Source organism: Flavobacterium polysaccharolyticum, from assembly GCF_038739875.1.
In the GTDB taxonomy this organism is placed as follows: Bacteria; Bacteroidota; Bacteroidia; order Flavobacteriales; family Flavobacteriaceae; genus Flavobacterium; species Flavobacterium polysaccharolyticum.
Genome location: NZ_JBCGDP010000112.1, coordinates 1 through 264 on the forward strand (window position 1 = coordinate 1; position 264 = coordinate 264).

Here is a 264-nt window from a genome sequence, read left to right on the forward strand (position 1 = left end):
TTGCTGGACTGAAGGCAGCAATACTTACTGTTGGGGTCACTGTTACTACATGTGTAGTGGTAGCAGGACCGTTACATCCTGCAGCGCTTGCTGTAATTGTTGTACTTCCTGACCAACCTGCTACATAGGTAACCTCCCCTGTGGATGCGTTTATACTATTGCCGGCTGTTAATGAAGCGGCATCTAAACTATAGGTAATACCTGTTGAATTCGTAGCTGTGGTAGTAGTGGTTACTGCTCCTGCTCCTTGGCAACGGGTTGAAG

General features: G+C 47.3%; 1 protein-coding gene. It reads right to left on the bottom strand.

Features of this window, described 5'->3' with window-relative positions; translation table 11 throughout:
* Positions 1–264, bottom strand: a 264-nt coding sequence (locus tag WFZ86_RS20295; RefSeq protein ID WP_342693635.1) for a hypothetical protein, incomplete at both ends; no start/stop codon positions are given.